Below are 20,473 nucleotides of genomic sequence, written 5' to 3'. Positions count from 1 at the left end.
CTGTGCCACGCCGCCTGGGGCCTTTCGCCTGCTTACTTCAAGCTGATCGTCGTGTTCACGCCGTGCGCGATGGTGCTGTCGTCGAACCAGCGTGCCGTCACCGTCTTGGTCTGCGTGTAGAACAGCACGACCTGCTTGCCGTAGGGGCCCAGGTCACCGAGCTTGGAGGCGCGCGAACCCGAGAACGAGAACAGCGGCACCGGCACGGGGATCGGCACGTTGATGCCGACCTGGCCCACGTCGATCTCTTCCTGGAACTTGCGCGCCGCCGCACCCGACTGGGTGAAGATGGCCGTGCCGTTGCCGTTGGGGTTGTCGTTGATGAACTCGATGGCCTCATCGATGTCCGCCGCGGCCGACAGGCACAGCACGGGGCCGAAGATCTCCTGCTCATAGATGCTCATGCCGGGCTTGACGCCGCTGAACACCGTAGGGCCCACGAAGTTGCCCTTTTCATAGCCAGCCACCACGGGGTTGCGGCCATCGAGTTCCAGCGTAGCGCCATCGGCCACGCCGCGAGCTATCAGGCCTTCCACACGGTCCTTGGCGGCGCAAGAGACCACCGGGCCCACGTCCGTGCCCTTTTCGGTGCCGCCGCTGACCTTGAGGGTCTTGGCCTTGGCCACCAGGTCGGGAATCCATTTTTGCGCCTCGCCCACCAGCACCACCACCGACAGCGCCATGCAGCGCTGGCCCGCGGCACCGAAGGCGGCACCGGCCAGGGCGTTCAGGGTCTGCTCCTTGTTGGCGTCGGGCAGCACGATGGCGTGGTTCTTGGCACCCATCATGCACTGCACGCGCTTGCCGGCCAGGCTGGCGCGGTTGTAGACATGGGTGCCCACCTTGGTGGAGCCCACGAAGCTGATCGCCTTGATGTCCTTGTGGTCGCAGATCGCGTTCACGGCCATCTCGCCACCGTGCACCACGTTGAGCACGCCCGGGGGCACGCCGGCTTCCAGGGCCAGCTCCACCAGGCGCATGGTCACCATGGGGTCCTGCTCGGAAGGCTTGAGCACGAAGGTGTTGCCCGTGGCAATCGCCATGGGGAACATCCACAGCGGGATCATGGCCGGGAAGTTGAAGGGCGTGATGCCCGCACACACGCCCAGGGGCTGCAGCAGGGTGTAGGTGTCTACGCCACCGGCCACGTTGTTGGCCAGCTCACCGAGCTGCAGGTTGCCGATGCTGGCGGCATGCTCCACCACTTCGAGGCCGCGGAACACGTCGCCTTCGGCGTCGGGCAGGGTCTTGCCCTGTTCGGCCGTGAGGATGGCGGCCAGCTCGGCCATGTTCTCGCGGATCAGCTGCTGGTACTTGAGGAAGATGCGCGCGCGCGTGCCGATGGGCGTCTTCTTCCAGGTCTTGAAGGCTTCCTTGGCCGAGGCCACGGCGGCATCGATCTCCTCGGCCGTGGCAAAGGGCACGCGGGCCAGCACCTGCTGTGTGGCGGGGTTCACCACATCGCGCCACTCGGTGGTCTTGGACTCGACGAACTGGCCGCCGATCAGCAGCTTGACGGTGGGGGCCAGTGCGGCCACGCTGGTAGGTGCATTCATGCGCTTGTCTCCTGGAATGGTGGGCAATGGGCCCAGAACGTCCGCATCGTAGCTGTGCAAATTTGTGAAGACAAGAGACAATACTGCGCACAAGGTTTGCAAAAATGCAGATCGATGACCCGCCCGTCCATGGCATGCCGTTCTCCGAGATTTCAGAAAGCAGACGATGAAAAGCTGGTTGATCGCCCTGGTGGCTGCAGGTGGCCTGGCGCAGATGGTGGCCGCGGTGGCCGCGCCCACCCTGGAGGAGCTGCTGGCCACTTCGCCCACCCAGGCGGCACAGGCCGCGGCGCAGCGTGGCGACACCCGGTTCATGGGCGTGCCGGCCTGCGTGGCCAACCAGGTGCCCGGGATGCCGTTCGAGCCGACGGCCTGGTGGAAGGGCAAGGACCATGCGGAGCCGCTGGCCTGCCCGGCCGTCGTCGGCAGCGTGGCTGTGGAACGCATGGGCAGGCTGCAGCAGTACGCCAAGGAGTACAACACCGCCATGCTGGCCCATGTGCGCAGCCATGGCCTGTACCCGCTGTACCCCTGGGATGCCGAGCCCAACCACCAGCCCACGCCCGAGCTGGAGAAGCGGATCACCGCCGAAGCCGATGCCGCTCTGGACGCCTTCTACGCGCCCCGGCGGCCCGCATCGGTGCAGCGAGACGAAGACATCGGCGCCTGGACCACGCAGGACGGAACCCTGTCGCGCCTGTTCGTCACCTCGCGGGTGAGCGCAGGCGATTGGGCGAAATTCTTCCAGCCTGCCCAGTGGCGCGCCGTGCCGACGCCGCGGGATTTCATTCGCACGGCACACAACGTGGCCCCCACCTACACCGGCAGCATCCACGGCCGGCCCGCCTACCTGTTCGTCACCCACGGCCGTGGCCGTGACGAGGTGCTGCTGGCCATGGTGCTGGTCTATGACGCCGACCCGCAGCCCGGAGCCACCGAGGCGGGCACCCCGAAACCCAGGACGGTGCCCTGACTGCCGCGGTGCACACCAAGCCATGGACTGGGACAACCTGCGCTATTTTCTGGAGCTGGCCCGCGCCGGCACCCTGGTGGGTGCGGCGCGCCGCCTCACGGTGGACCACACCACGGTGGCGCGCCGCATCCAGGCGCTGGAAAAGCAGGTCGGCTCGGCCCTGTTCGCGCGCGAAGCCGGCGGCCACCGGCTGACCGAGGCCGGCCGCGCACTGCTGCCCCAGGTCGAGGCCATGGAGGCCGCCTTCCTGGCCGTGGAGAACGCCGCCCCCGGCGCACGCCAGGGCCTGCAGGGCCTGGTGCGCATCGGTACCACCGAGGGCTTCGGCAACCTGGTGCTGGCGCCCCATCTGGCGCACTTTGCCCTGGAGCACCCGGGCCTGGTGCTGGACCTGCTGGCCCTGCCGCGCCTGGTGCACCTGTCGCGGCGCGAGGCGGACATCGTGATCTCGCTGGAGCGCCCCGCGCGCGGCGCGGTGCTGGTGGTCAAGCTCACCGACTACGTGCTGCAGCTCTACGGCACGCGCAGCTACCTGGCCCGCCACGCCCCCATCCGCACGGCCGACGATCTGCGCGGCCACAGCTTCATCAGCTACGTGGACGACCTGCTGTTCACCAAGGAGCTGCAGATCCTGGACGAACTGCACCGCCCCGAGCGCTTTGCGCTGCGCAGCACCAGCATCCTGGCGCAGTACGAGGCGGTGCGTGCCGGGGCCGGGCTGGCGGTGCTGCCGGCCTTTGTCGCCGCGCAGGACCCGGACCTCACGCTCGTGCTGCCCGGCAAGGCGCGCTTCACGCGCACCTTCTGGATGTCCATGCCCGAAGAGAACAAGCAGGTGGCGCGCATGCAGGCCACCTGGGCCTTTCTGCGCGAGACGGTGGCGGCGCAGCAGGGGCTGTTGCTGCCCGCATTGCCCGGCGCGATAGCATCGGGTCCATGAGCCTGTCCGCCGACCTCTCTGTTCCCGCCACGCCGGCCCAGCCCCGCGTGCGCCCACGCGCCGCCGCCATCATCACGCGCCCCGGCCAAGTGCTGCTGCACCGCGCCGAAGGCGATGCCTTCTGGGCCCTGCCCGGCGGCGGCATCGAGCCCGGCGAAAGCGCCAGCGAGACCCTGGTGCGCGAGATGCTGGAAGAGCTGGGCGTGGCCGTGCTGCCCGGCGCGCTGGCCTGCGTGGTGGAGAACTTCTTTGTCTATGCCGGCGTGGCCTACCACGAGACCGGCCTGTACCTGCATGTCCACCCCGTGCCGGGCGGCTTGCTGGACCAGTCCGACGGCCCCTACGAGGGGCGTGAGGGGCGGCGCCGGCTGGAGTTCGCTTGGTTCGCACAGGGCGAGCTGGCGGGGCTCGACCTGCGTCCCCCGTTTTTGCGCGAGGCCTTGGCGTGCGACATGGCGCAGGTGCTGCACATCGTCTACCGCGACCCGCCGTCCCCCGAGGCGCCACCGGCCCCTGCGCCTTCCCTTTCGAAAGCCATCGCGTGAGCCCCAATGACCTGCAGGATTACCTGCACCAGCACATTCCCCTGTCCCGCGCCATGGCCGTGTCGGTAGCCGAGGCCTCCCTGCAGCGTGTGGTGCTGAGCGCGCCGCTGGCGCCCAACATCAACCACCGCGAGACCGTGTTCGGCGGCAGTGCCTCGGCCGTGGCCATCCTGGCCGCGTGGTCCATGCTGCACCTGAAGCTTTCGGCGCAGAACCTGGGCAGCCGCCTGGTGATCCAGCGCAACACCATGGACTACGAACTGCCCATCGACGGCACGTTCACGGCCGTGGCCGAGGCGCCCCCCGAGCAGGCATGGCGCGCCTTCGTGCGCATGTTCGAGCGCAAGGGCCTGGGCCGGATCGAGCAGGCCTCGGCCCTGGTGTACCAGGGGCAGACAGCAGGGCGGCTCACGGGCGAATTCGTCGCCTTCGGGCAGGGGTATCGGTAGCCGGACTACGATCATCGCCTCGCAACGGGGAGACCACCATGGGACTTTTGGACGGAGTGATGGGCAATGCATCCAAGATCGATGCATCCAAGATCCAGGAAGAATTCAGCCGCATCCTGATGCCGGGCGAGGTGGTGGAGCACGCCTACCAGCTGATCCGCGACTACTTCGTCTTCACCAACAAGCGCCTGGTGCTGGTGGACAAGCAGGGCATCACGGGCAGCAAGGTCGAATACCACTCGCTGCCGTACAAAAGCATCACGCACTTCAGCATCGAGACCGGCGGCACCTTCGACCTCGATGCCGAGCTCAAGATCTGGATCTCGGGCAGTGCCACGCCCTTCCAGAAGCAGTTCAACAAGAAGCTCAGCATCTACGACGTGCAGAGCGTGCTGGCCAGCTACGTGCTGAAGTAGGGTTGCTTGTTGGCATGGCCGCGAAAAGCGGCTGTGCAAGCCTGCTTTTCAGTCCATTGAGGGACGAGGCCGCGGATTATGCTGAACCACCGGGCGATGGTGTGCCCTGGTGCTTCATCGGGAAGCACCGGCCGCCGGTGCCACAGGAGTAGAGCGGCCATGTCTCCCCTCATTTCCGGCCTTGCATCCGTCGCATCCTTTCTCTACAACGCCGCCTCGGGCAGCAAGTCTGCGGCCACGCCGCGCGCCAGCCAGCCGGCCGAGGCCGCTCCATCGGCCGTCGTCACGCTGAGCAAGGAGGCCGAGGCCATGGCGGGATTTGCCGGCAAGGGCATCCTGATGACCTCCGGCAAGCTCGGTGGTGCGGCCAGTACCGGCACGGCGCTCACGGCATCGCAGGCGGACCGGGCCGTGTCCAAACAGGACTTCCAGGAACTGCTGGCCAGCTTTGGCGCCACCGATGCGCAAAAGGAGCAACTGGCCGCCGGTTTCGACGCCAACCAGGATGGTGCAATCTCGCGCGACGAATTCCTCAAGGGCATTGCCGCCACCTCGGGTGCCAAGGGCGGCAGCGAGCTGTCGCAGTCGCTGCTGCAACTCGTGGACCGCCATGGCAATGCCAATGGCGTGGTGAACCAGGCCGAGCTCGCCCAGCTCACCACGGCCTTTGCCAACGCGCAGTTGCGCAAGGCCGCCTGATCCGCACCCCTGGCGCGCGCCTGCGATAGCGCGTCGCCGCCGCAACCCGGCAACGCGCTGGGGCGCGCCCTGTCTTCAATCCTGTCCCACCTGCTGTTGTACCCGGCTGACATTGTCACAGGGTGCAACGGCAGCGGCGTGGGCGCGTCTGTGCGTGCCAACGCATGGACGCGTCCGCTATCTGCACGGTACGCAAGGGTTCCATCGCTTTGAAGGCCCCCGCAGCGCGCCACCGCCGAGCCCGCTTTGATCATTTGGCACCAAGAAAAGCGCCTGCACTGGACCTTTGGCTGCGTGGGGGGCTCACTTAACTTCGCCGCTCCGTGCACGCCGCTGCGCACCTATAACAAGACCGACCGGGGAGGGGGACTCGCCTTGGAAAGCGGTGCGGCACACGGCCCGGTGCCTCGCACCCTTTCATCAACGAGGATCTCATGGATCGATTATTCAAACTACTTCAATGGGCCCCCGCCTGTGCCCTGGCGGCACTGGCCTTCCATCCTGGCGCGCAGGCCGAACCCTGGCAGAAGGTCGCGGACCAGTACCAGTTCTTCGACGTCGACAAGGCCGGTGACTACCGCTTCGGCGTGGGCGACCGCTGGGCGGTGCGCAGCCTGACGCCCGGCAAGTACTACTGCTTCCTGCAGCCCGACCCGGCGCCTGGCGTGTTCAAGACCTGCGAGGCCGACCTGACCGGCGGCGCGTCGCCCATCACGCCCCTGCCACCGCCTTCGGTCACCTACCATTACTCCGACTGCGCGCCGGGTGCCGACGCCCGCTGCGTGCCCGGGGACGATGCCAACGATGGCCTGAGCGCCGACAAGCCCCGCCGCAAGGTACAGGCGCTGGACTTCTCCACGCTGCCGGCCGGCGCGCGCATTGCGCTGGCCAAGGGCGGAGCCTGGACCACCGACCAGTATGTGTACCTGGACAACCACAACGCCACCAACGAGCGGCGCATCACCATGGTGGCCTATACCCCGCCATGGGGTGGTGCGGCCAAACCCCGCTACACCTACACCGGTGCCAAGAAGGATGCCAATGACACCAAGGCCTCGGCCTTCATTTTCCGCTGCGGCTACGACACGCCGGTCTGCGGCAACATGGTGTTCGACGGCATCGAGTTCGTGGGTACCCAGCCCAGCAGCTCGCTGTTCTCCACCTGGTGGGTGGTGGCCAACCTGACCTGGCAGAACACGCACATGTCGGGCGCCGGCATGGGCGTGGTGGTCTCCAACAACCAGAACGCGGCGGCGCACTCGCGCAACATCCGCCTGGTGGGCAACCACATCAGCCGCATGCATGCCATGGGGGTCATGATCGGCGCCGACGACCTGCTGATCGAGAACAACACCTTCCTGGACAATGCGCTGAGCACCAGCGACAAGGACCACCACATCTACCTGAGCTGCAAGCCCACGCGCAGCGAGTCCGGGGCCTGCCTGCGCAACACCGTGCGCAACAACCTGGTGGAGGACAAATCCTTTGCCGGTGGCGGCGTGATGGTGGTGGTGCACGACCTCTACCGGGGCCTGCTGATCGAAGGCAACACGCTGCGCAACACCTTCCCCGGCGGTGCGACGTCCAAGGTCTACGGCATCAGCCTGTCCGAAGGCAACTTCGAGGGCAACATCGAAGGTTGCATCGACTGCACGGTGCAGGGCAACACCCTGGTGGACACGGGCCAGACCGGTATCGACCTGTCGCAGGTGCGCAATGCGCGTGCGCTGCGCAACACCATCGTGTTCACCAGGCCGGCCGAGGTACAGTGTTTTCGCATCGGCCTGGACCCTGGTACCAGCGCTTCCATCGCCCTGGACAAGGTCGAGGTCAGCCAGAACACCTGCTACATCGCCAAGCCATTGGACAGCAGCCTGGGCGTCTGGGTCAGGAACCGCAGCACCGAAGGCGGCTACAACCACCGCATCGCCAACAACCTGTTCTACATGGGCCCCACCGTGCAGGACAAGGCCTGGCGCGCCACCTCGTTTTGCTACAACGTGGAGGTTCCGGCGAACCGCTTCGTGGACTCGTCGAACAACGCCTGCTTTGGCGCCGATGCCACGTCCGGCCACACCACCGGCACGGCGTACAACTGGAACAGCGTCACGGCCAACCCGCTGATCGCCGCCGTTCCCACGGCCGCCAATCCCGCCGTCAAGCTGCAGCCCGGCAGCCCTGCCCAAGGCAAGGGGGCACCATGAAAACCATTTTCTTTGATCGGTCAAGCACCATGCGCCATATCTCGTTGACCCGCATCGGCCTGCGTGCGCTTGCCTGTGCTGCACTGGCCCTGGGTCTCGCCGCCTGTGGCGGCGGCAACACCGATGACAGCGGCACGGCCTCCCTCAGCAGCGCCAGCGCGGCCCAGCGGGTAGCGCCGGCCGACAACCCGCTCACGCAATGGATGCCGGTGGCCAGCGAAGGCCAGGGCTTCGTGCTGGCGCAGGCCGGGGTGGTGCGCTTCGGTGCGGACTCTTCCTGGGTCGACAAGGATGTGGCGGCCGGTGCGGCCGAGTGCTCCGTAGCGTTCTTCGGCAGCGACCCGGTGCCCACCGGCACCAAGGTCTGCCTGCTGGCATCGGCGCCCTGACGGACTGCGGAACCGCCGCCGGCCTGGCCTGGTGGGAGGTCGGCGGCCCCTGCAATGAAAAAGCGCGGCATCGCCGCGCTTTTTTCTGGGTGTCAGGTTTTTATATCCTGCCCATCAGCAGCAGGATCACCAGGATCACCACCACCAGGCCCACGCCACCGCTGGGCCCGTAGCCCCACGAACGGCTGTGACCCCAGGTGGGCAAGGCCCCGATGAGGATCAGGATCAGGATGATCAGCAGAATGAGGGAGAGCGACATGGCAGTTGTTCCTTTTGTTGTGTGATGGCTGCATTGTTCGATCTCTCCCGGCACCGGATCGCAGGCGGCGGGCGTGCGCTTGCGTCAGGCTTTTCCGACGCCGTGTGTGGGAAGCGCAGTCCCCTCTGCGCTGTCAATCGAGCGTGATGCCTGCCTTGGTGATCAACTGCTCGTACTGGCGGGACTTGGCTGCCGCGTTGCGGCCGATCTCGTCCACCGACCAGGCCAGCGGCTCGAAGGCGAAGGTGTTGAAGCGCTCGCGCACTTCGGGGTCGGCCAGCGCAGCCAGCACATCGGCATGGACCTTGTTGCGCACAGCGGCCGGCACGCCCTTGGGGGCGACCAGCACCACGAAGGAGTTCACATCGAGCTGCGCCGGGCCGCCGGCCTCGGCCACGGTGGGCACGTCAGGCAGTTGCGGAATGCGCTTGGGCGCGGCCACGGCCAGGTATTTGATCTTGCCCGCCTTGTAGACCCCCTGGCTCGACGGAATGCTGGCAAAGCTCCAGGCCACCTCGCCGGTGGCCACGTTGGTGTACAGCTGGCTCACCTCCTTGTAGGGCACATGGGTCATGCGCACGCCGGTGATGGATTCGAGCCACTCGCCCCCCAGGTGGCCCGGGCTGCCCACGCCCCAGGAGCCATAGCTCAGCCCGCCGGATTTGGCCTTGGCGTCGTTCAGCAGGTCGGTCATGTTCTTCCAGGGGGACTGGGCCGGCACGGCCACCATGAAGGGCGTGCGGAACAGTGGCGCCACCGGGTCGAAGGTCTTGAGCGTGTCGACGTTGCGCTTCTTGTACAGGTGGGGCACGGCAGCCAGGTGCTCGCTGTCCAGCTGCAGCAGCGTGTAGCCGTCGGCCGCCCCGCGCTTGGCCGCGTCCATGGCGATGAAGCCGCCGCCGCCCGGGCGGTTGTCCACCGTCACCGTCTGCTTCCACTGGGTCGACAGCTTGTGCGCCACCAGCCGCAGCACGGCATCGGGCCCGCTGCCCACGGCAAAGGCGGTGTAGAGCGTGACCGGCTTGTTCGGAAAGTCGCTGCCCTGGGCGTGGCTGGTGCCCATGGCGGACAGCAGCAGGCCTGCACAGGCCAGCGGGGCGAGCAAGGGGCGTCGGGTGATGGGGTTCACGGGTGTCTCCTGGAAATGGGTGGATCGTTGGATAACTGATTGACAGTATGCTGATGAAAATCATAGATCCGGCGAATCCCATGCGCGCTTGGTGAAAACCCTTGATGAGAGGGGCGGGAAAAATGCGGGGCAAGGGCTTGTCTGCATGGCCAATGCCTTGCTACACTAATCATCAGCATACTGATTAAATGCTTTGAAGAGGTGAAATGATGGAGCAGACAAACGAGCAGGCAGCGGGCCTTCCGGTGCTGGTGGCGGGTGGTGGCATTGGCGGCCTGGCGGCGGCGCTGGCCCTGGTGCGCCAGGGCTTCGAGGTACAGGTGCTGGAGCAGTCGCCGGCCATCGGCGAGATCGGCGCCGGCATGCAGCTGGGGCCCAATGCCTTCCACGCCTTCGATGCGCTGGGCGTGGGCGAGCGCGCGCGCAGCCGCTCGGTGTTCACCGACTACATGGTGATGCACGATGCGCTGGACGAATACCAGGTGGGCCGCATCCCCACGGGCGAGGCCTTCCGTGCGCGCTTCGGCAACCCCTATGCGGTGATACACCGCGTGGACGCGCACAACTGCCTGCTCGAGGGCGCGCTGGCGACCGGGCGCGTGCGCCTGCAGACGCACACCCGCATCGAGCGCGTGGAGCAGGGCGCGGGCATGGTCACTGCCATCGACCAGCACGGCAAGGCCTGGCGCGGCGTGGCGCTCATCGGGGCCGACGGCGTCAAGTCCGTGGTGCGCCAGCAGTATGTGGGCGACCCGGCCCGCGTGACGGGCCACGTGGTCTACCGTGCCGTGGTGGAGCGTGAAGACTTCCCCGAGGAACTGCGCTGGAACGCCGCCAGCATCTGGGTGGGCCCGCACTGCCACCTGGTGCACTACCCGCTGCGCGGCGGCGAGCAGTACAACGTGGTCGTCACCTTCCACAGCCGCGGCCAGGAAGAGTGGGGCGTGACCGAAGGCAGCCGTGAAGAAGTGCAGAGCTACTTCCAGGACATCTGCCCGCGCGCGCGCCAACTGATCGACCTGCCCAAGAGCTGGAAGCGCTGGGCCACGGCCGACCGCGACCCCATCGCCCAGTGGACCTACGGCCGCGCCACCCTGATCGGCGATGCCGCCCACCCCACCACCCAGTACCTGGCGCAGGGCGCCTGCATGGCGCTGGAGGATGCCGTGACCCTGGGCGAGGCCCTGCGTGTGCACGGCAACGACTGGGACGCTGCGCTCGACCTCTACCAGCGCTCGCGCGTGGCCCGCACCGCCCGCATCGTGCTCTCGGGCCGCGAGATGGGCCGCATCTACCACGCCAAGGGCGTGGAACGCCTGGTGCGCAACGACCTGTGGCGCGGCCGCAGTGCCGAGCGCTTCTACGACGCGATGGAGTGGCTCTACGGCTGGAACGTAGGCAACTGCCTCGCGGCGCACTGACCCCCAAGGAGACAACACCGATGCAAGAACTTGGACGCCTGGAAGACCTGCCCCAGGACTACCGCGATGCACTCGCCGAGCGCAAGCTTGTGCCCCTGTGGCCCAGCCTGCGCGCCATGCTGCCGCCCGGCAAGCCCCGGCCGCGCACCCAGGCCACGCACTGGCCCTACGCGGCGCTGCGGCCGCTGCTGATGCAGGCGGGCGAACTCACCCCCATCGAGAAGGCCGAACGCCGGGTGCTGGTGCTGGCCAACCCCGGCCATGGACCGGACAGCATGCAGGCCAGCGCCGCCATGTACCTGGGCATGCAGCTGCTGCTGCCCGGCGAGTGGGCACCCGCGCACCGCCACACGCCCAATGCTGTGCGCATGGTGGTGGAAGGCGAGGGCGCCTACACCACGGTGGACGGCGAGCGCTGCCCCATGGAGCGCGGCGACCTGATCCTCACGCCCACCGGCCTGTGGCATGAGCATGGCCACGAGGGCACCGATCCCGTGGTCTGGCTCGATGTGCTGGACCTGCCGCTGGCCTACTACCTGGAGGTTTCCTACCATGTGGATGGCCCGCGCCAGGCCATCACCGGGGCCACGGGCGACCGCGCCTATGCGCGCGGCGGCATGCTCCCCACGCCGGTGTTCGAGCGCACAGCGCGCGCCTACCCGCTGCTGCGCTATCCCTGGGCCCAGGCGCGTGCGGCCCTGCAATCGCTGGCGACCGACCAGCCCGCGCTGGAGTCGGTGCAGATCACCTACGTGAACCCCGAGACCGGCGCCGACGCCGAGAACATCCTGGGTTTCTACGCGCTGATGCTGCGCCCGGGCCAGGTGCTGCGCCTGCCCGCGCGCTCCCCGGCCATGGTGTTCCACCTGATCGAAGGCGCGGCCGACGTGCAGGTGCAGGACGCGCAGCGCTTCGTGCTGGCCGAGGCCGACACCTGCTGCGCCCCGGGCTACACCGCCGTCACCCTGGCCAACCGCTCGGCCGATGCGCCGGCCTTTCTCTTCATCGCCGACGAGAGCCCGCTGCACCGCAAGCTGGGCGTGTTCGAGAACCGCGGCTGAACCGCCTGCGCCCCCATTTTTTTCCTTTTTCAAATCCTCCCATGACCAGCACCACCTACCTCTGGGCCCCTCCCGCCACCATCTCCCTGCCCGTGCGCGGCTCGGCCGCGCGCCTGCCCGTGAACCGCCTGTTCTTCGTCGGCCGCAACTACCATGCCCACGCCGTCGAGATGGGCCGGCCCGTGGACAAGTCGCAGGAGCGGCCGTTCTACTTCACCAAGTCACCGTCCACGGTGGTCGAATCCGGCGCCACCGTGGCCTACCCGCCGGGCACCGAGAGCTACCACTACGAGATGGAGCTGGTGCTGGCCATCGGCACCGCCGGCTTTCGCATCGCACCCGAGCAGGCGCACACCCACATCTATGGCTATGCCTGCGGCCTGGACATGACGCGGCGCGACCTGCAACTGGTGGCGCGCGACAAGGGCCGGCCCTGGGACCTGGGCAAGGATGTGGAGCAGTCGTCCATTGCCTCCGAGATCGTGCCCCTGCCCGGCGTGGTGATCGAGCGCGGCGCCATCGCGCTCAGCGTCAACGGCCAGGTGCGCCAGCAGTCCGACGTGGACAAGCTCATCTGGAACATCCGCGAGCTCATTGCCGACCTCTCGCAGTTCTACCACCTGCAGCCCGGCGACCTCATCTACACCGGCACGCCAGAGGGCGTGGGCGCCGTGCTGCCGGGCGACCGCATCGAGGGCCATGTGGAGGGCGTGGGCCGCATCGCGCTCACCGTGGGCCCTGCAGAATGAAGCTGCACCACTTCTTTCGCAGCGGCACCTCGCACCGGCTGCGCATCGCGCTGAACCTCAAGGGCCTGGCGGTCGAGCACATTCCCGTCGACCTGCGCCAGGAGGAGCACCTGGGCGAGGCCTACCGGGCGCTCAACCCGCAGATGCTGGTGCCCGCGCTGGAGCATGGGGGGCAGACCTTCATCCAGTCGCCCGCCATCATCGAATGGCTGGAGGAGCGCTACCCCGAGCCGCCGCTGCTGCCCGCCGGTGCCGACGCCCGTGCCCAGGTGCGGGCCCTGGCTGCGCTGGTGGGCTGCGACATCCACCCGGTCAACAACCGCCGCATCCTCGAATACCTGCGCCACCAGCTGGGCTGCGACGAGGCGGCGGTGAACGCCTGGTGCGCCACCTGGATCACGGCGGGCTTCGACGCCTACGAGGCGCTGCTGGCGCGTGATGGCGCCCGCGGCGCCTTCAGCTTTGGCCAGGCCCCCACGCTGGCCGATGTCTACCTGGTGCCCCAGGTCGAGAGCGCGCGCCGCTTCCAGGTCGATCTGGCGCGCTGGCCGCTCATCAGCGCGGTGGACGCTGCCTGCGCACAGTTGCCTGCGTTTCGGCAGGCGGCGCCTGCGGCGCACGCGCAGTGAGCGGCGGGGGGGTGGGCGAGGGGCCGTATCCGATAGACTGCGGCCTCGCGGGTTGCCGCCGTTGTTCCCTTTCTGTCGCCCTTGCTGCTGCCCATGTCTTCCCCATCCCATTCCCCTGCGCTCGAAGAACTGCCCGGCCACTACATCCGCCGGCTGCAACAGATCGCGGTGGCCATCTTCCTCGAAGAGACGCAGGAGTTCGGCATCACCCCCGTGCAGTTCGGCGCGCTGGCCGCCGTGCAGCGCGAGCCGGGGCTGGACCAGCGCCGGCTGGCCGGCCGCATCGGTTTCGACACCTCGACCATCGGCAGCGTGATCGATCGGCTGGAAGCGCGCGGCTGGATGCTGCGCAACAGCAGCCCCGGTGACCGGCGCGTGCGCCTGCTCACGCTCACGCCTGCGGGCGAAGACCTGCTGCGCCAGGTCGAGCCCGGCATGCGCCGCGCGCAAAAACGCATGCTGGCACCCTTGCCGCCCGAGCAGGGCGAGATGTTCATGGCCATGCTCAAGACCCTGGTCAACGCCAACAATGTGCTCAGCCGCGCGCCCAGCACACCCATCACCCCGGAGCTGCCGGCCTCACGCACCCGCGCCAAGGCCAGCAAGGGTTGAGCGGGGCATAAAAAAAAGGTGGCGGGCCCGAGGGCTGCGCCACCTTGTCGTAGGCACTGTGCTACCGCCCGGGGTCAGTGGGCCCCTGCGGCGTCGGCCGACGCGGCGCCGCCTTGCGCGGGCCGCTTGGTCAGCCAGATCAGCCCGATCAGCAGCAGGAAAAGCCCGGCCGATCCGAGGAAGATGTCGTTGGCCGCCCGCGTGAAGGCCTGCTGGTCGATCAGCCGGTTGACCTGGGCCAGCGCCTGCAACTGCGTCATGCCCGAGGCCATCAGGTTGTCCAGCGTGGCGCCGAACACGCCCTGGCCCTGGATCAGGCCCTCGGTCATGTGGGCATGGTGCATGGCGGCGCGGCTCTCCCACAGCGTGGTGGCGATGGATGTGCCCATGGCCCCGGCCGTGATGCGCACGAAGTTGCTCAGGCCGGCTGCGGCCGGAATGCGCTCCGGCGCAATGCCCGCCAGCGTCAGCGTGGTCAGCGGGATGAAGAAGAACGCCATGGCCGCACCCTGCAGCAGCGTGGGGATCAGGATGTGCATGAAGTCCGTCTGCACCGTGAACTGCGAACGCATCCACAGCACGATACCGAACACGATGAACGCGCCCGTCGCCATGCGCCGCGGGTCCCACTGGCCCACCTTCTTGCCCACCAGCGGCGTGAGCAGGATGGCAAAGACACCCACTGGTGCCAGCGCCATGCCGGCCGAGGTCGCGGTGTAGCCCATCCACTGCTGCAGCCACAGGGGCAGCAACACCACATTACCGAAGAACAGCGCATAGGCCACCGAGAGCGCCAGCGCCCCGAAGGTGAAGTTGCGGCCCTTGAAGAGCTTGAGGTCCACCACCGGGTGCTTGTCGGTCAGCTCCCAGACCAGGAACACGGCGAACGCCACCACCGCGACGACGGCCATGACGATGATCTCGTTGGACGCGAACCAATCGAGCTCCTTGCCCTTGTCGAGCATGAGCTGCAGCGCACCCACCCACAGCACCAGCAGGGACAGGCCCACGGTGTCGATGGGCAGCTTGCGGATGGGGGTCTCGCGCTTGCGGTAGATGCCCCAGGTGAGCACGCCCGCGAGCAGGCCCACCGGCACGTTGATGTAGAAGATCCACGGCCAGGAGATGTTGTCCGTGATCCACCCGCCCAGGAGCGGCCCGACCACAGGTGCGACCAGGGTGGTCACGCCCCACAGGGCCAGCGCCGTGCCGGCGAGGGCACGCGGGTAGCTGGCCAGCAGCAGGGTCTGCGACAGCGGAATCATGGGCCCGGCGACCAGGCCCTGCAGCACGCGGAAGAAGACCAGCATCTCCAGCGACGAGGCGAAGCCGCACAGCCAGGAGGTCAGCACGAACAGCATCACGCTCATGGTGAACAGGCGCACCGCGCCGAAGCGCTGCGTGAGCCAGCCCGTGAGCGGCACCGAGATGGCATTGGCCACGCCAAAGCTGGTGATGACCCAGGTGCCCTGGCCCGGGCTCACGCCCAGGTCACCGGCGATGGCGGGGATGGAGACGTTGGCGATGGACGAGTCCAGCACGTTCATGAACGTGGCCAGCGACAGCGACAGCGTGCCCAGCAGCAGGGCCGTGCCCTGCAGCGGGGGGTAGGCCGCAGGCGGCCCGGGTGGGGCTGCAGGGGCCGGGGGCGCCGCTGGCGCGGCCCCCAGGTCTGCAGTGGGGTTGGCGGTGCTCATGCGAACCCCCGCTTACTGCACCACGGGTGCACGCACAGGGGCCGATGCGTGGTTCTGCGACTGCACCGCCGTGCCGGCCTGTTGCGCCTGCGACGGCAGCTTGGGCGAGGCCACCGCCACGGCCTTGCGGCCCAGGTTGGCGGCGATGATGTTGGCCACCTCGTCGTCGGCGGCCTTGAACTGCGCGTCGAACACCGCAGTGGAGGCCACGGGCGTGGTGCGCTGCGTGTCGGCCAGGGTCTTGCCGCTCTGGTTGGCGGTGTCCACCTTCACTTCCATCGACAGGCCCACGCGCAGGGCGTTCTGGGCCACTTCCTTGGGGTCGAGCGTGATGCGCACGGGCACGCGCTGCACCACCTTGATCCAGTTGCCTGTGGCGTTCTGCGCGGGCAGCAGCGCGAAGGCCGCACCGGTGCCTGCGCCCAGGCCGGCGACGGTGCCGTGGTAGATGACCTTGGTGCCGTACACGTCGGCCTCCAGTTCGGCGGGCTGGCCGATGCGCAGGTTCTGCAGCTGGCTTTCCTTGAAGTTGGCGTCCACCCACAGGTCGTTCAGGGCCACCAGGGTCATCAGTGGGGCACCGGCCTGCACGCGCTGGCCGACCTGCACACCGCGCTTGGCTACATGGCCGTCGAGCGGGGCCACGAGCTGGGCGCGCTGCACGGCCAGGTAGGCCTCACGCACGCGGGCCGAGGCGCGCTGCACGTTGGGGTGCTGCTCGATCGAGGTGCCTTCGGTCTGCGTCTGGCTGGCGGCCAGTTGCTCCTGGGCGGCCACCACGGCGGCCTGGGCGGCGGCCACGGTGCTCTTGGCGGCGGTGACCTGGGCCGTGGCGTGCTGGAACTCTTCCTTGCCCACGGCGCCGCTGGCCATCAGCGGGGCGCGGCGGGCCACGTCGTCCTGCAGGCGGGCGGCTTCGGCCTGGGCGCGCGCCAGGTCGGCGCTACGCAGGCTGACCTGGGCCTTCAGGGTGGAGTTGTTGGCGAACAGGGTGCGCACTTCGCGCACGGTCTGCGCCAGCTGGGCCTCGGCCTGCTCCAGCGCCACGCGGGCGTCGGCCGGGTCGAGCTTGACCAGCAGCTGGCCGGCCTTCACGTAGTCGGTGTCGTCGGCGCCGATGGAGACCACGGTGCCGCCGATCTGCGGCGTGATCTGCACCACGTTGCCCGCCACATAGGCGTTGTCGGTGGTTTCCACGTGGCGGCCATTGGCCCAGTGCCAGCCGCCCCAGCCCAGGGCGGCGATGGCCACGGCGGCGGCGATCAGGGTCAGGCCGCGGCGGCGTGCGGGGTTGGATGCTGGGTTGTTGGGGGTGGCGGATTCGCTCATGGCAAGGGTCCTCGGTATGGGTTTGTTGTGTTTGGTTTTGTGTGTACGGTTCAGTGCGCTGCGGCGGTCTGCAGCACGGCGGTGTCGTCGGTCCAGCCGCCGCCCAGGGCCTTCATCAACTGCAGGCGGGTGTCGAGCTGGCGGGCGCGCAGGTCCACGGCCAGGCGGCGCTGGGCCAGCACCTGGCTTTCGGTGGAGAGCACGACGAGGTAGTTGCCCAGGCCGGCGCGGTAGCGCTCCTGCGCGAAGCGGTAGGCCTTCTCTGCGCTGGCGGCGGCATCGTCCTGCAGCGCCTGCTGGCGCGTGAGCGACTGCACCGAGGCCATGGCGTCGCCGGCTTCCTTCACCGCGTCAAGCACCAGGCCGTTGTACTGGGCGATGGAGGCGTCGAGCTCGGCCTGGCGGCCACCGAGCTGCGCGCGCAGCCGGCCGCCATCGAAGATCGGCAGGCGCAGCGCAGGCGTCACGCCCATCTGGCGCGAACCGGCGTTGAACAGGTTGTCCAGGCCCAGCGAGTTCAGGCCAATGAAGGCGCCGATGTTGATGTTGGGATAGAACTCGGTGCGTGCCACCTTCACCCCCTGGGTAGCGGCCTCCACGCGCCAGCGCGCAGCGACCACGTCGGGGCGGCGGCCCAGCAGATCGGCGCCCAGGGCGTCGGGCACGGGCAGGGGTTGCAGTGCGGCCAGTTGGGGCGTGAGTGCGGGCAGGGCATCCGGGGCCTGGCCGCTGAGCACGGCGATCTGGCGGCGTGCCAGCGTGATCTGTTCTTCCAATGCCTCGATCTGCGTGCGCGCATCGGGCACGGCGGCTTGGGCCTGCGTCAGCTCGACCTGGCTATCGAGGCCCGCAGCCACGCGGTCGCTGGTCAGGCGGCGCTGCTCTTCGCGCTGCTCCAGGGCGCGCACGGCCACGTCGCGCTGCGCCACCAGGCGGGCCAGCGCCACATAGCTGCGGCCCACCTGGGCGGCCAGGGTGTTGGCGGCAGCGGCGGCGTCGGCCTGGGCGGCGCGGGCCTGGCCCAGGGCGGCCTGTAGCTCGGCGGCATGCTGGCCGAAGAAGTCGGGCGACCAGCTGAAGGTGGCCTGCACCGTGCCGCTGTTGTAGGTGTTGCCGGCCACGGGCGCGGGCACCAGGCCATGGGCGGTGTAGCGCTGGCGCGTGGCGTCCACGCCCAGGTTCACCTGCGGGCCGTTGGCGGCTTCACGCACCTGGCTCAGCGCCACGGCCTGCTCCAGCCGGGCGCGGCTTACGGCCAGGCTGGGGCTGCCCTGCAGGGCCTTGTCGACCAGGGCGTTGAGCTGGGCATCACCGAGCGTGGTCCACCACTGCGATGGGGCGGCCGATTCGCTGGCCGAGGGGCTCAGGCCAGCGGCGGCGGGTGTGGTCTGCGCGAGTGGCGTGTGCGCCGGCCCGGGGCTGGCGCAGCCGACGAGGAACAGCGCGGCCGCCAGCGCGACGGCCGACACGGCGAAGTGCGCCGCCATGGCGGCGCGGGTGGACAGGGGAGTGGTGGCTTGGGACATGGTGTGTTTGTTGTTTGTTTCTTGGAAAAAGTCCGGGATTCGGGAGGGGCGGGTCAGGCGGCAGGCTGCTCCTGCTGCTGTTCCTGGCGCACGGTCTCACCGTTGGCCAGCATGCGGCGCAGCATGCTCAGCAGCAGCTGCCATTCGTCATGGGTGAAGCCGCGCAGGTGGTTGTTGAGCACTTCGGCCAGCACCGGGGGCACCTTGGCGGCGACAGCCTCGCCCTCGGGCGTGAGCAGTACGTGCACCACGCGCCGGTCGGTGGTCGAGCGTTCGCGCAGCACCAGTCCCTTGGCCTCCAGGCGGTCCAGCGTGCGCGTCATGGAGGCCGCGTCCGTCTCCAGCTCGCGCACCAGCAGGGCCACCGTGGCTGCGGCCTGGCCCGTCATGGCCTGGCATTTGGAGATCTTGAACAGCGGCAGCCACTGCGCGAAGGTCAGGTCGTGGGTGGACAGCTGCGCATCCGCCTGCGTGCGGATGGACGACATCACCTTGCGCATCAGATAGCCCACGCTTTCCTCGGCAGGGCTATGGCCGTTGCCGTAGAAGGATACGTCGGGCGAAGAAGGGGAAGGTGTCGATGTCATGGGGTGGTAATTTAATTGACTAGACAATGATTGTCTTTGCAATCAATTAATTTCCGAGTCGACATCAGGGGATTTGCGACGGCTGGCGGGTGCCCTGCGCGGGTGCTCGCGGGCCGATATAGTCGAAGACCGTTCCTGTCCTTTTCCCGTGTTTCGCACGCCCTTTCCATGACCACCACCGCCTCGTTTGCTGCTGCCGATGATGTTCCCCTCTTGCGCATTGCCGTTATGGGGGCCGGCGCCGTGGGCTGCTACTACGGTGCGCTGCTCGCGCGGGCAGGCCACGCGGTCAGCCTGATCGGCCGCCAGGCCCATGTGCAGGCGGTGCAGCAGCGCGGCCTGCGCCTGCAGACGGCCGTGCTGGACGTGCAGGTGCCCATGCAGGCCAGCACCGAAGCCAGTGCGGTGCAGGGCGCCGACGTGGTGCTGTTCTGCGTGAAGTCCACCGATACGGAGGCCGCCGCGCGCGAGATCCAGCCCTGGCTGGCACCCGGGGCCCTGGTGCTCACGCTGCAGAACGGCGTGGACAACGACGAGCGCGTGCGCGCCGTGCTCGACCGGCGCACGCCCGTGGCGGCCGCCGTGGTGTATGTGGCCACCGCCATGGTCGGCCCCGGGCACGTGCAGCACCACGGCCGGGGCGAGCTGGTGATTGCGCCGTCGCCGCGCAGTGAGGCGGTGGCCGCGCAGTTCGGGGCGGCCGGCATCCCCACGCAGATCTCGGACAACGTGCGCGGCGCGCTCTGGGCCAAGCTGGTGCTCAACTGCGCCTACAACGCGCTGTCGGCCTTGTCGCAGCAGCCTTACGGGCAGCTGGTGCAGGCCCCAGGCGTGGCGGACGTGATCGCCGATACCGTGGCAGAGTGCCTGGCCGTTGCCAAGGCTGATGGCGTTGCAATCCCGGGCGATATCGATGCTGCCGTGCGCGGTATTCCGGCCACCATGCCGGGGCAGCATTCGTCCACTGCGCAGGATCTGGTGCGGGGAAAGCCTACCGAGATTGATCATCTCAATGGGTATGTGGTGCAGCGTGGCGAGGCTTTGGGGGTGCCCACGCCGCTGAATCGGGCGTTGCAGGTGTTGGTGAAGTTGGCGGAGGGGCGGCGTACCGTGGTTTGATGGACTTTGTCTTTTTGACCACATGCCTTTTTTGAGTGCGGGGGCCGGGTCTCGGCCCGGCGGCCGAGGTACCTTTCTTTGCGTCGCCAAAGAAACGTACCCCAAAGAAAGGCGACCCCGCTGCCCGTGTCCCCCTCGCCTGGGGCGAGGGGGCAGCCTGCGATGCTCGGTCCTGGGGTGTGCC

The 20,473-nt window shown here is 68.3% G+C and carries 21 protein-coding genes; 14 read left to right on the top strand and 7 right to left on the bottom strand.

All coding sequences use genetic code 11. The features are described from left to right. Positions 1-32: 32 nt before the first annotated feature. The gene (locus AC3WOH_RS31190) at positions 33-1,556 is read right to left on the bottom strand and encodes a CoA-acylating methylmalonate-semialdehyde dehydrogenase (RefSeq protein ID WP_492233188.1); all 1,524 of its coding nucleotides are present in this window, start codon (positions 1,554-1,556) and stop codon (positions 33-35) included. A 166-nt stretch (positions 1,557-1,722) separates the two neighbouring features. On the opposite strand from AC3WOH_RS31190, the gene AC3WOH_RS31185 reads away from it, so the two are divergent. The 8 genes from AC3WOH_RS31185 (at position 1,723) to AC3WOH_RS31150 (ending at position 8,171) form a co-directional block, all read left to right on the top strand. After that, positions 1,723-2,529 (top strand): hypothetical protein, encoded by an 807-nt coding sequence (locus tag AC3WOH_RS31185; RefSeq protein WP_492233187.1) that lies wholly within the window; start codon positions 1,723-1,725, stop codon positions 2,527-2,529. 22 nt (positions 2,530-2,551) lie between these two features. Next, positions 2,552-3,469, top strand: a complete 918-nt coding sequence (locus AC3WOH_RS31180; protein ID WP_492233186.1) for a LysR family transcriptional regulator — start codon at positions 2,552-2,554, stop codon at positions 3,467-3,469. After that, complete coding sequence (locus AC3WOH_RS31175) at positions 3,466-4,014, top strand: NUDIX hydrolase (protein ID WP_492233185.1); 549 nt, start codon at positions 3,466-3,468, stop codon at positions 4,012-4,014. The genes AC3WOH_RS31180 and AC3WOH_RS31175 overlap by 4 nt, the downstream gene beginning before the upstream one ends. Further along, positions 4,011-4,463, top strand: coding sequence for a YiiD C-terminal domain-containing protein (locus AC3WOH_RS31170; protein ID WP_492233184.1), 453 nt, complete (start codon positions 4,011-4,013; stop codon positions 4,461-4,463). The genes AC3WOH_RS31175 and AC3WOH_RS31170 overlap by 4 nt, the downstream gene beginning before the upstream one ends. 38 nt (positions 4,464-4,501) lie before the next feature. Then, positions 4,502-4,879: a PH domain-containing protein gene (locus AC3WOH_RS31165; protein ID WP_184863594.1), complete on the top strand. Its 378-nt coding sequence runs from the start codon at positions 4,502-4,504 to the stop codon at positions 4,877-4,879. A 159-nt stretch (positions 4,880-5,038) separates the two neighbouring features. Then, the gene (locus AC3WOH_RS31160) at positions 5,039-5,578 is read left to right on the top strand and encodes an EF-hand domain-containing protein (protein ID WP_492233183.1); all 540 of its coding nucleotides are present in this window, start codon (positions 5,039-5,041) and stop codon (positions 5,576-5,578) included. A gap of 434 nt (positions 5,579-6,012) precedes the next feature. After that, on the top strand, positions 6,013-7,782 hold the full coding sequence (locus AC3WOH_RS31155; protein ID WP_492233182.1) for a right-handed parallel beta-helix repeat-containing protein: 1,770 nt from the start codon (positions 6,013-6,015) through the stop codon (positions 7,780-7,782). Further along, entirely contained in the window at positions 7,779-8,171 is a 393-nt protein-coding gene (locus AC3WOH_RS31150; protein WP_492233181.1) for a hypothetical protein, read from the top strand. Before AC3WOH_RS31155 ends, AC3WOH_RS31150 begins: the two co-directional genes overlap by 4 nt. Before the next feature lie 100 nt (positions 8,172-8,271). Here the strand turns inward: AC3WOH_RS31150 and AC3WOH_RS31145 are convergent, their stop codons facing one another. Then, a complete protein-coding gene (locus AC3WOH_RS31145; RefSeq protein ID WP_492233180.1) occupies positions 8,272-8,430 on the bottom strand; it encodes a DUF3309 family protein in 159 nt (52 codons plus the stop codon). Positions 8,431-8,563: 133 nt separating this feature from the next. Beyond that, positions 8,564-9,493, bottom strand: coding sequence for a Bug family tripartite tricarboxylate transporter substrate binding protein (locus tag AC3WOH_RS31140; protein WP_492233209.1), 930 nt, complete (start codon positions 9,491-9,493; stop codon positions 8,564-8,566). Between the two features lie 275 nt (positions 9,494-9,768). Between AC3WOH_RS31140 and AC3WOH_RS31135 the strand changes: the two genes are divergently transcribed. The 5 genes from AC3WOH_RS31135 to AC3WOH_RS31115 all read left to right on the top strand — a co-directional run bounded on the left by AC3WOH_RS31135 (position 9,769) and on the right by AC3WOH_RS31115 (position 14,031). After that, the gene (locus AC3WOH_RS31135; protein ID WP_492233179.1) at positions 9,769-10,980 is read left to right on the top strand and encodes a 3-hydroxybenzoate 6-monooxygenase; all 1,212 of its coding nucleotides are present in this window, start codon (positions 9,769-9,771) and stop codon (positions 10,978-10,980) included. Positions 10,981-11,000: 20 nt separating this feature from the next. Next, positions 11,001-12,041, top strand: coding sequence for a cupin domain-containing protein (locus tag AC3WOH_RS31130; protein ID WP_492233178.1), 1,041 nt, complete (start codon positions 11,001-11,003; stop codon positions 12,039-12,041). 41 nt (positions 12,042-12,082) lie between these two features. Then, positions 12,083-12,790: a fumarylacetoacetate hydrolase family protein gene (locus AC3WOH_RS31125; RefSeq protein ID WP_492233177.1), complete on the top strand. Its 708-nt coding sequence runs from the start codon at positions 12,083-12,085 to the stop codon at positions 12,788-12,790. Continuing rightward, positions 12,787-13,419: a maleylacetoacetate isomerase gene (gene maiA, locus AC3WOH_RS31120; protein ID WP_492233176.1), complete on the top strand. Its 633-nt coding sequence runs from the start codon at positions 12,787-12,789 to the stop codon at positions 13,417-13,419. Before AC3WOH_RS31125 ends, maiA begins: the two co-directional genes overlap by 4 nt. A gap of 93 nt (positions 13,420-13,512) precedes the next feature. After that, positions 13,513-14,031, top strand: coding sequence for a MarR family winged helix-turn-helix transcriptional regulator (locus AC3WOH_RS31115; RefSeq protein ID WP_492233175.1), 519 nt, complete (start codon positions 13,513-13,515; stop codon positions 14,029-14,031). A 74-nt stretch (positions 14,032-14,105) separates the two neighbouring features. Here AC3WOH_RS31115 and AC3WOH_RS31110 read toward each other — a convergent pair whose 3' ends face one another. Genes AC3WOH_RS31110 through AC3WOH_RS31095 form a run of 4 tightly spaced genes read right to left on the bottom strand, consistent with a single transcriptional unit; the run spans position 14,106 to position 19,170 of the window. Continuing rightward, entirely contained in the window at positions 14,106-15,728 is a 1,623-nt protein-coding gene (locus tag AC3WOH_RS31110; RefSeq protein ID WP_492233174.1) for a DHA2 family efflux MFS transporter permease subunit, read from the bottom strand. Between the two features lie 12 nt (positions 15,729-15,740). Then, positions 15,741-17,057, bottom strand: coding sequence for an HlyD family secretion protein (locus AC3WOH_RS31105; RefSeq protein WP_492233173.1), 1,317 nt, complete (start codon positions 17,055-17,057; stop codon positions 15,741-15,743). A gap of 50 nt (positions 17,058-17,107) precedes the next feature. Beyond that, positions 17,108-18,583 carry an efflux transporter outer membrane subunit gene (locus AC3WOH_RS31100; protein WP_492233172.1) on the bottom strand — a complete coding sequence of 492 codons (1,476 nt, stop codon included), beginning with the start codon at positions 18,581-18,583 and terminating at the stop codon, positions 17,108-17,110. 53 nt (positions 18,584-18,636) lie between these two features. Next, positions 18,637-19,170 carry a MarR family winged helix-turn-helix transcriptional regulator gene (locus AC3WOH_RS31095; RefSeq protein ID WP_492233171.1) on the bottom strand — a complete coding sequence of 178 codons (534 nt, stop codon included), beginning with the start codon at positions 19,168-19,170 and terminating at the stop codon, positions 18,637-18,639. A gap of 168 nt (positions 19,171-19,338) precedes the next feature. Between AC3WOH_RS31095 and AC3WOH_RS31090 the strand changes: the two genes are divergently transcribed. Next, complete coding sequence (locus AC3WOH_RS31090) at positions 19,339-20,289, top strand: ketopantoate reductase family protein (RefSeq protein ID WP_492233170.1); 951 nt, start codon at positions 19,339-19,341, stop codon at positions 20,287-20,289. Positions 20,290-20,473 lie beyond the last annotated feature (184 nt).

This window comes from Acidovorax sp. FW305-C-20-28, from assembly GCF_058783375.1.
The sequence above is the reverse complement of the archived record's forward strand: the minus strand, read 5'-3'. Positions and strand labels throughout refer to the sequence as shown.